Origin of the sequence: Streptomyces resistomycificus (assembly GCF_001514265.1) — a bacterium.
GTDB lineage: Bacteria > Actinomycetota > Actinomycetes > Streptomycetales > Streptomycetaceae > Streptomyces > Streptomyces resistomycificus.
In genome coordinates, this window is sequence record NZ_KQ948989.1 from 1,110,437 (window position 1) to 1,120,096 (window position 9,660).

8 protein-coding genes are annotated in these 9,660 nt (G+C 70.5%); 2 read left to right on the forward strand and 6 right to left on the reverse strand.

The features are described from left to right. Positions 1-10: 10 nt before the first annotated feature. A complete protein-coding gene (locus AQJ84_RS09925) occupies positions 11-436 on the reverse strand; it encodes a hypothetical protein (RefSeq protein ID WP_053191381.1) in 426 nt (141 codons plus the stop codon). 246 nt (positions 437-682) lie between these two features. Between AQJ84_RS09925 and AQJ84_RS09930 the strand changes: the two genes are divergently transcribed. Next, entirely contained in the window at positions 683-970 is a 288-nt protein-coding gene (locus AQJ84_RS09930; protein WP_030045599.1) for a DUF4190 domain-containing protein, read from the forward strand. 123 nt (positions 971-1,093) lie between these two features. On the opposite strand, the gene AQJ84_RS09935 is transcribed toward AQJ84_RS09930, so the two are convergent. Further along, a complete protein-coding gene (locus AQJ84_RS09935) occupies positions 1,094-3,001 on the reverse strand; it encodes an AMP-dependent synthetase/ligase (RefSeq protein ID WP_030045600.1) in 1,908 nt (635 codons plus the stop codon). 154 nt (positions 3,002-3,155) lie between these two features. Here AQJ84_RS09935 and AQJ84_RS09940 point away from each other — a divergent pair, with 154 nt between their 5' ends. Next, positions 3,156-3,380: a DUF6480 family protein gene (locus tag AQJ84_RS09940; RefSeq protein ID WP_030045601.1), complete on the forward strand. Its 225-nt coding sequence runs from the start codon at positions 3,156-3,158 to the stop codon at positions 3,378-3,380. 64 nt (positions 3,381-3,444) lie between these two features. Here the strand turns inward: AQJ84_RS09940 and AQJ84_RS09945 are convergent, their stop codons facing one another. The 4 genes from AQJ84_RS09945 to treS form a co-directional block, all read right to left on the reverse strand. Next, entirely contained in the window at positions 3,445-4,533 is a 1,089-nt protein-coding gene (locus AQJ84_RS09945) for a glutamate--cysteine ligase 2 (protein WP_053191379.1), read from the reverse strand. A gap of 111 nt (positions 4,534-4,644) precedes the next feature. Continuing rightward, positions 4,645-6,855, reverse strand: a complete 2,211-nt coding sequence (gene glgB, locus AQJ84_RS09950) for a 1,4-alpha-glucan branching enzyme (protein ID WP_053191377.1) — start codon at positions 6,853-6,855, stop codon at positions 4,645-4,647. 3 nt (positions 6,856-6,858) lie between these two features. Next, positions 6,859-8,220 carry a maltokinase N-terminal cap-like domain-containing protein gene (locus AQJ84_RS09955; RefSeq protein WP_030045604.1) on the reverse strand — a complete coding sequence of 454 codons (1,362 nt, stop codon included), beginning with the start codon at positions 8,218-8,220 and terminating at the stop codon, positions 6,859-6,861. 28 nt (positions 8,221-8,248) lie between these two features. Then, a partial coding sequence (gene treS / locus AQJ84_RS09960; RefSeq protein ID WP_059198812.1) for a maltose alpha-D-glucosyltransferase occupies positions 8,249-9,660 on the reverse strand: 1,412 nt, incomplete at its 5' end.

The window sequence follows — 9,660 nt, forward strand, 5'->3', positions numbered from 1 at the left end:
ACCGCCCGGGCTACGCGGCCGCCCTGACGGCGCAGGCCTCGGGATCGTGCACCGCTCCGCGGGACTCCCAGCCCCGCAGACAGCACGCGGTGTGCAGTTCTCGCCAGGCTCGCGCCACTTGGGCGGCCGTGCCGTCCGCGCGGACACAGTCGGGGTGGTGGTCGGCGCCCTCGAAGCCGCGCCAGAAGTCACAGCAGGGCCGGGGCGGCGACCACCGGGGCCGCACGCCCAGCGCGGCCTGCCGGGCGAGGCGATGCGCCTCCACCACCCGGCTGTGGGCCCGCGCCTCCCGCGCCGCGGCGGCCGCGAGTCCGAGGGCGGTGAGCAGGAGAGTCGCCGCCGGCACCCAGTGCGGACCGTCGGCGCACCGAGCACCGCCGATGCCGGCGAGGAGGGCCCCGGCGGCGCACACGTTTCTGACACGACGGTGGTTCATCGGCGGCAACTCCCCGTGGGTCGGCGCGGGCTTCTCACCTGCGTCTACGACGAACCGCGGGATGTAAACCTCCCCTGCCCCGTGTCTGTGCTCACCCGCGGGCCCGCCCCGGGTTCGAACGGCGCCGGCGACAAGCGGAATTAGGGATTACGGAATTCTTCTGACGTTCCATCAAAAGGCCGGTATGTATGGCGTATCGGAGGGAACTCGCTCGAATATCCAAGCACCCGAAACCGGGAGAATGTGATGACGAGTTACGGCGGTTCCTCTGCGGCTTCATCCAGGTCACGCACCAACGGTCTGGCCATCGCGAGCCTCATCTGCGGAATCCTCGGACTGATCTTCTTCAACGTGATTCTCGGTCCGATCGCGATCATCCTGGGCGCCGTGGGAATGCGCCAGGCAGCAGCCAAGGGCGGGGCGGGAATGGCCAAGGCCGGAATCATTCTCGGCATTGTCGATCTGGTCATCTTCGCGGTGCTGCTCGCGTTGGCCGCGTCGAACGGCGGCTCCAGCTGGTACATCGGCGGCTGACCGAGCACCTGCCCGAACAGCAGACAGGCACCGAGAGGGCGCATGCGGATCACGGCATGCGCCCTTCGGCATGGCCAGGGCAGGCCCGACACTCCGACACTCCGGAAACGCAGGGGGCCGCCGTCACCGGAACACGTTGTCCGCCTCGTCCCAGCTCGCCGACTCGTCCACCACGCCCTGCGACCGGCCGCGGGAGCGCGCCTGGTACATCGCGTCGATCTCCAGCGCGTACGTCTGCACGATCAGGTCCCGGCGCAGCTTCATCGACGGTGTCAGCAGCCCGCTGGCCAGGTCGAACGGTTCCGCCAGGATGCGGAAGACCCGGATCGACTCCGCGCGTGAGACCGCGCTGTTGGCGGCGGCCACGGCCCGGGTGATCTCCTCCCGCAGCGCGTTCTCCTCCCGCGCCTCCCGGTTCGGCGCGTCACTGGCCGGCGCCAGGCCCGCCCGCCAGTGCGCGAGGAACTCCGGGTCCAGCGTGATCAGCGCCCCCACACACGGCCGGTTGTCGCCCACCACGACCGCCTGGTGGATGAGCGGATGCATCCGCAGCCGGTGCTCCAGGCCGGCCGGAGCGACGCTCTTGCCGCTGTTGGTGATGATGACGTCCTTCTTGCGCCCGGTGATCGTCAGATAGCCCTCGGAGTCCAGCCGCCCGAGGTCCCCCGTGGCGAGCCAGCCGTTGTGCGCCAGCGCGGCCCGGGTCGCCGCGTCGTCGCCCACGTAGCCCTGGAACACCGACGGGCCGCGTACCAGGATCTCCCCGTCGTCGGCGACCCGGAGGTCCGTGCCGGGCAGGGCCTGTCCGACGGTGCCGGACTTCTCCCGGCCCAACGGCTGCATCGTGACGCCGCCGCTGGTCTCGGTGAGCCCGTACCCGTCGTGGACGTAGATGCCGATGCCCTCGTAGAACAGGCTGAGTTCACGGTTGAGGGACGATCCGCCCGAGGTCGCGCGACGGGCCCTGCCGCCGAGGGCACCCCGCAGCTTGCGGTACACCGTGCGTTCGTACAGGGCGTGTTGGAGGCGCAGGTCGAAACCGGGCCCGGGGCCTTCCCCCAGCCGGTGCCGCTCGCACGCGGCGGCGAAGTCCCGTGCCGTCTCCGCCGCCCGCTCGAACAGGGCGCCCCGCCCCGCCTGTTGGGCGGTGCGCAGGAAGGTCTTGTAGATCCTCTCGAACACCGACGGCACGCCGTAGAAGTAGGTGGGGCGGAACGTGCGCAGCGCAGCGGACAGCGCCTCCGCGCTCAGGTCCGGTTCGTGGGCCATCAGCAGGCCGCCGCGCAGGCACATGCCCTGGATCATGAGGCCGTACACGTGGGAGAACGGCAGGAAGGCGAGGACCGACCCCTGCTCCCCGGGCGGTGCGGCCGTGTGTCCCCACCCCTCCAGCAGCGTGTCGCAGGGGCTCGCCAGGCCGCGGTGGCTGAGCGCGCAGCCGAGCGGACGGCCGGTGGTGCCGGAGGTGTAGGCGACGACGGCGGTGGAGTCCGGGAGCACGATGCGGCGCAGCGACTCCACCGTGGCGAGCGGGATGAACTCGCCCCGCTGCACCAGCTGCGCGAGAGCGCCGGCGTCCAGCTGCCAGACGTGGCGCAACCGCGGCAGGGCCGCGCAGACGGAGCCCACCGTCATCACGGCCTGTTCGTCCTCGACGACGACGGCCACGCAGCCGGCGTCCCGCAGCATCCACTCCACCTGGTCGCGCGACGACGTCGGGTGAATGGGCACCACCTCGGCGCCCACCGCCCACAGGGCGAGGCCCAGGACGGTCCACTCGTACCGGGTACGCGCCATGATCGCCACGCGGTGCCCCGGCGAGATCCCGGACGCGACCAGCCCCTTGGCCACGTCCATCACCTCGTCCCGCAGCTCCACCGCGGTCACCTCCTCCCAGTCGGCGGGGGAGACGTCCGAGCGGCGGGCGATCACGGGCTGGGTGGGGTTGCGGGCGGCCGTGTCGAAGACGCTGTCGGCGAGCCCGCCGGTCAGGTGCGAGGTGGCCGGGGGAGCGAGGGCGAAGTCGCGCATGCGCTGCTCCTGATGTGTACGGGGTGTGACTCCGCCGACGAGTACGGTTATCTGCGGCCGCTCGAATCTAGCCCAGGCGAGGGCGTCCGGTGCCGGGATCGGAGAACTGGCCCGCCCGCCGATGATCTCGGCGGGTTCGGGGGACTCGGAGGGCATGAGTTACACGAACCCAGATCCCGATCCCGAACACACCACCGGACTCGAACCGGGCGGCGGTGTCCCCCCGGGCGAGTCTCCGCCCGCCGAGAGCAGCATGCCCGAGGCGGGCCCGAGAGATACGACCAAGGGCTGGGCCAAGGCGCCGCTGGTGCTGATCCTCGGCCTCGCCATCCTGATCGCGGCCTTCTTCCTCGCCTACGCCATCACCCTGATGGTGTGAGGAGGGGCCGGTGAAGCGGTCCGGAACCACGGACCGAGCGAGCCCCCCCCCGCACCCGGAGGGCTCACGCCTGGGTGATGCGCGCGCACTCGGTGACCACGTCCCTCAGGCTGCCGGTCCGTTCCAGCAACGCGCGCTGCACTCCGGCGCCGCTGCCGGTGCGCAGCAGTTCGGCGCACATCTCGTGGGCGCGGTCGTAGTCGCCGGTCTCGGTGAGGGCGTCCCCGACGTGGTCGAGCAGTGCCCGCACCACCGTCTCGGCCGGCATGCGATGCATGGTGACGGGGTGGAGCAGTTCCTCGGTCAGCCCGGACCGGGCGGCACGCCAGGCGGCCAGCCTGAGCAGGCTCACGCTGTGCCCCTCCGCTTCCCGGCCCGCCCGCCACTCACGCGCAGCGGTCTCCACGAGACCGCGGGCGAGGGCGGCGATCAGCACCGGCGTGCCGGCGTGCAGACAGACGTCCGAGACACGGATCTCCACCGTGGGGTAGTTCCTGGACAGCCGGGCGTCGAAGTAGATCATCCCCTCGTCGAGGATCACCCCGGTGGCCACCATGTCCGCGACCCGGCGGTGATAACGCTCGGCCGAGCGGAACCGCTCGGTCGGGCCGGCCGACGGCCACCGCTGCCACACCCGGCTGCGATAGCTGCTGTAGCGGGTGTCCTTGCCCTGCCAGAAAGGGGAGTTGGCGCTCAGCGCGGCCAGGACCGTCAGCCAGGGCTGGATCCGGTCGATAACCGCGACGCCCTCCTCGTCGGACTCCACCGACACATGCACATGACAGCCCATGACGAGCTGTTCCCTGGTGGCGATCCCGTACTGCTCCTCCATCCACCGGTACCGGCGCCCCATCCCCACGGAGGGGCTGACGGGCAGCGGGGACGTCGCCAGCGCGGCGACGGTGCAGCCGATCTCCCCGGCGTGCCGGGCTGCCTCCTTGCGGCAGCGGACGATCTCCGAACGCAGCTCCTCCATGCCCGACTGCGGATGCGTCGCGAACTCGAGCATCTGGTTGTGCAGTTCCTTCTCGAAGACGTCCTGATCGGCGTCGTCCTGCGCGACGCGCGCGAGAACCGCGGCGGACAGCGCCTGAGGTTCACCGGTCTCCGGGTCGACCAGGAGGAGTTCCTCCTCCACTCCGACGGTGCGCACGTGATGCAGCCTTTCTGTGGCCCTTGGCGACGGTGAGGATCGATTGCTCACTCGTGTACGACACCGACTGCCCACCTGGGCCGTTCGGAATCCTGCCGTCGCCGCGGGGCCTCAGCCGGGTTGCGGTACCAGCCACACCGTCGCGAGGGGAGGCAGGGTCAGCCGCAGCGCCCCGTCCTCCGGTTTGACCGGGTCGGGCCGCGTCAGATCACTGCCGCCGTAGCACGCCGCGTCGGTGTTGAGGGCCTCCACCCAGGCCGGGACGTCGTCCGGGACTCCGAGGCGGTAGTCGTCGCGGACCACGGGGGAGAGGTTGGAGACCGCGAGCAACGGGCTGCCCTCGGCGTCGTATCTGAGGAACGCGAAGACGTTGTCCTCGGCCGCGTCACCGATCACCCACCGGAAGCCGGCCGGGTCGGTGTCGCGCTGCCACAGCGCGGGCGTGCGGCGGTAGACCGTGTTGAGATCGCGGACCAGGTCCCGCACCCCGCGGTGGTCGGGCTCCGCCCCGTAGGCGGGGTCGAGCACCCACCAGTCGGGCCCGTGCGCCTCGGACCACTCCGAACCCTGCGCGAACTCCTGGCCCATGAAGAGGAGTTGCTTGCCGGGATGCGCCCACATGAACCCCAGGTAGGCGCGGTGGTTGGCGCGCTGCTGCCACCAGTCGCCCGGCATCTTCGACACCAGGGCCTGCTTGCCGTGGACCACCTCGTCGTGCGAGATCGGCAGCACGTAGTTCTCGCTGTACGCGTACACCATCGAGAAGGTCAACTCGTTGTGGTGGTACTTGCGGTGGACCGGTTCGTGACTGATGTAGCCGAGCGAGTCGTGCATCCAGCCCATGTTCCACTTCAGGCCGAAGCCGAGACCCCCGCTGTCGGTGGGCCGGGTCACGCCGTCCCAGGCGGTCGACTCCTCGGCGATGGTGACCACACCCGGCGCCCGCCGGTACACGGTCGCGTTCATCTCCTGCAGGAACGCCACCGCGTCGAGGTCCTCGCGGCCCCCGAACACGTTCGGCGACCACTGGCCCGAGTCACGCGAGTAGTCGAGGTAGAGCATCGAGGCGACGGCGTCCACCCGCAGCCCGTCGATGTGGAACTCCTCGCACCAGTACACGGCGTTGGCGACCAGGAAGTTGCGCACCTCGACCCGGCCGAAGTCGAACTCGTACGTCCCCCAGTCCGGATGCTCCGCCCGCCGGTCGTCTCCCGGCTCGTACAGCGGGTCCCCGTCGAAGCGGGCCAGCGCCCAGTCGTCCTTCGGGAAGTGCGCCGGCACCCAGTCCATGATCACACCGATGCCGGCCCGGTGCAGGGCGTCGACCAGGTACTTGAAGTCGTCCGGCGTGCCGAGCCGTGCCATCGGCGCGTAGAAGCCGGTGACCTGGTAGCCCCAGGAACCGCTGAAGGGGTGCTGCGCGACCGGCATCAGCTCGACGTGGGTGAAGCCCAGGTCCCTGACATACGACGGCAGCTCCTCGGCGAGTTGCCGGTACGTCAGCCCCGGTCGCCAGGACGGCAGATGGACCTCGTACACCGAGAACGGCGCCACGTGCACCGGCACGTCACCGCGGTGGTCCATCCACTCCCGGTCGCCCCACTCGTACTGCGAGGAGGTGACGATCGACGCCGTGTCCGGCGGCACCTCGCAGCGACGCGCCATCGGGTCGGCCTTGAGGAACCGTCCGCCGTACCGGGAGGTGATCTCGAACTTGTAGCAGGCCCCCTCACCGATGCCCGGCAGGAACAGCTCCCACACGCCCGACGAGCCGAGCGACCGCATCGGGAAGGCCTGCCCGTCCCAGAAGGTGAACTCCCCGGCGACCCGCACCCCCTGGGCGTTCGGCGCCCACACCGTGAAGCGGGTACCGGCCACGCCCTGGTGGGTCATCGGCTCGGCGCCGAGGGCCTTCCACAACTGCTCGTGCCTGCCCTCACGGATGAGGTGAAGGTCGGTCTCGCCGAGAGCGGGCAGGAAGCGGTACGGGTCGTGCACCTCCTGCTCCCCCTCCGCGTACGCCACCACCAGCGTGTAGGCGGGGATCCTCTTCCGCGGCAGGACACCGGAGAAGAGCCCGTCGCCCTCCGAGGCCAGCGCTGTGCGCTTCCCGTCGATCACGACGCTCACGGAGCGGGCGAAGGGGCGCAGCGCCCGGAACACGATCCCGCCGGTCACCGGGTGGGCGCCCAGCAGGGCGTGCGGGTCGTGATGGGCGCCCGCCAGCAGACGCTCACGGTCGACCGGGTCGAGCGGAGGGGCCGTACGACTCCGGGAAGGTCCGGACGGCTCGGGCAGTGAAGGGTCGTCGCGCAGGGCCACGGGTCAGTCTCCTCTCACGGCGAGACGTTCGATCGCCGCCATGGGTACAGGGAGCCAGTCCGGGCGGTGTCTGGCTTCGTACAGCACTTCGTACACGGCTCGGTCCGTCTCGTAGGCTCGGAGCAGACCGTGCTTCTTGCGTGGATCCCATCCGGCGCGGGAGGCGTACCCCGCGCAGAACGCCTCCCGGCAGCGGCGCGCCCACTCCGGGCGCCAGGGGCGGCGTTGCCGGGCCGCGTAGTCGAAGGAGCGGAGCATGCCGGCGATGTCCCGCACCGGGGAGTGGGCACTGCGCCGCTCGGCGAGCGGTTTCGACGGTTCGCCCTCGAAGTCGATGACGAACCACTCCCGCCCCGCCCGCAGCACCTGACCCAGGTGCAGGTCGCCGTGGATGCGCTGGGCGGCCGGCCCGGCATCGCAGGTGGCGAGCGCACCGAAGGCGGCCCGCAGCCCCGGCACGAACGGCTTGAGCGCCGGCACGCAGTGCGCCGCGGAGTCCAGCCGCTCGGTCATCGCCTCCGCCGTACGGCCGCTCTCGCCGTGCGTACCGGCGGGGAACGCCGACGCCAGCGCGAGGTGCACCTCCGCCGTGGCCTGCCCCAGCTCGTGCGCCTGCGCGGTGAAGTCGTCACCGGTGGCGAGCGCGCGCAGCGCCAGTGTCCAGCCGTCCGACGCATCGCGCAGATACGGCTGGAGCACGCCCAGCGTCGCCTCCTGCGGATGCCCGGTACAGAACCAGGCCACCGGTGCGGGCACCCGGCGACATCCCTGTCCGGCCAGCGCACCCGGCACCTCCAGGTCCGGGTTGACGCCGGGCTGGATGCGCCGGAACAGCTTCAGGATGAACTCGTCGCCGTACACCAGCGAGGAGTTGGACTGTTCTGCCTCCAGCAGCCGCGGCGGCAGCCCCGCCGGCACCGACACCGAGGGGTCGCACTCGAAGCGCAGCGGACCGGCCGAGCCCGGATGCCGCAGCCGCTCCAGGAGCAGCTGCGCCGACCGGGGGTCGTGCAGCGCGTCGTACACCGTCATTCCCGCGAACGGCCCCTGTTCCGGCCGGCCGATGAGCGCCCGGCCCAGGCGCGGCGACAGGTGCTGCCGCACGCCCAGCAGCAGCTGGTAGCAGTCACCGGCCGGTGCGCCGCCGCCGGGAGCCGGCACCGGCGCGTGGGCGGCCTGCACCAGCAGGTGCAGACAGCCCGGGAACAGCTCGGTCATCGACAGCAGGGTCAGGTCCGTGACCGGCCGGTCCTTGCCCGCGAACCAGCGCTGCCTGGGCAGCCAGTCGCGCAGCAGACCGTCGAGCGAGACCATCGGGTCGTCGACGTCCGTACGTCTGGGTCGGAGGAATGCGGTCTTCGGCATGGTGACGCGTCCTTTCGTCGGCACACGCTCAAAGTCGTCGACCGATGCGGGATGCCACTCGGGAGAGCCGGAACCAGTAGAAACCGTGCCCGCCGAGGGTCAGCAGGTACGGCAGTTCACCGATGGCCGGGAAACGGACCCCGCCGAACAGTTCGACCGGGTGACGACCTGCGAACTCCCGCAGATCGAGCTCGGTCGGCTGGGCGAAGCGGGCGAAGTTGTTCACACACAGGACCAGGTCGTCCTCGTACTCCCGCAGGAAGGCCAGCACCGCCGGGTTGGAGGACTGGAGCTCGGTGTAGGAGCCGAGGCCGAAGGCGGGGTTCTGCTTGCGGATCTCGATCATGCGGCGGGTCCAGTGCAGCAGCGAGGAGGGCGACGCCATCGACGCCTCGACGTTGGTGACCTGGTGGCCGTAGACCGGGTCCATGATGGTCGGCAGGCAGAGGCGGCCGGGGTCGGCCGTGGAGAAGCCGGCGTTGCGGTCCGGGGTCCACTGCATCGGCGTGCGGACGGCGTCGCGGTCGCCGAGCCAGATGTTGTCGCCCATGCCGATCTCGTCGCCGTAGTAGAGGATCGGCGAGCCGGGCAGGGACAGCAGCAGGGCGGTGAACAGCTCGATCGTGTCGCGGTCGTTGTCGAGCAGCGGGGCGAGGCGCCGCCGGATGCCGATGTTGGCGCGCATGCGGGGGTCCTTGGCGTACTCCGCCCACATGTAGTCGCGTTCCTCGTCGGTCACCATTTCGAGGGTGAGCTCGTCGTGGTTGCGCAGGAAGATGCCCCACTGGCAGTTCGAGGGAATGGCCGGGGTCTTGGCGAGGATTTCCGAGACCGGGTAGCGCGATTCCCTCCGGACCGCCATGAAGATCCGCGGCATGACCGGGAAGTGAAATGCCATGTGGCATTCGTCGCCGCCGTTGCGGTAGTCGCCGAAGTAGTCGACGACGTCCTCCGGCCACTGGTTGGCCTCCGCCAGCAGCACCGTGTCCGGGTACATCGCGTCGATCTCGCGGCGCACCCGCCTGAGGAACTCGTGCGTGGCGGGCAGGTTCTCGCAGTTGGTGCCCTCCTCCGCGTACAGGTAGGGCACGGCGTCGAGCCGGAACCCGTCGATGCCCAGGTCCAGCCAGAAGCGCAGGGCGGCCAGGATCTCCTCCTGGACGGCCGGGTTCTCGTAGTTGAGGTCCGGCTGGTGGGAGAAGAACCGGTGGAAGAAGTACTGCTCCCTGACCGGGTCGAAGGTCCAGTTGGAGGCCTCGGTGTCGACGAAGATGATCCGCGCGTCCTGGTACTGCTTGTCGTCGTCGGCCCACATGTAGTAGTCGCCGTAGGGGCCGTCGGGGTTGTTCCTGGACTCCTGGAACCACGGGTGCTGGTCACTGGTGTGGTTCATGACGAAGTCGATGATGACGCGCATGCCCCGCTGGTGGGCGGCGTCGG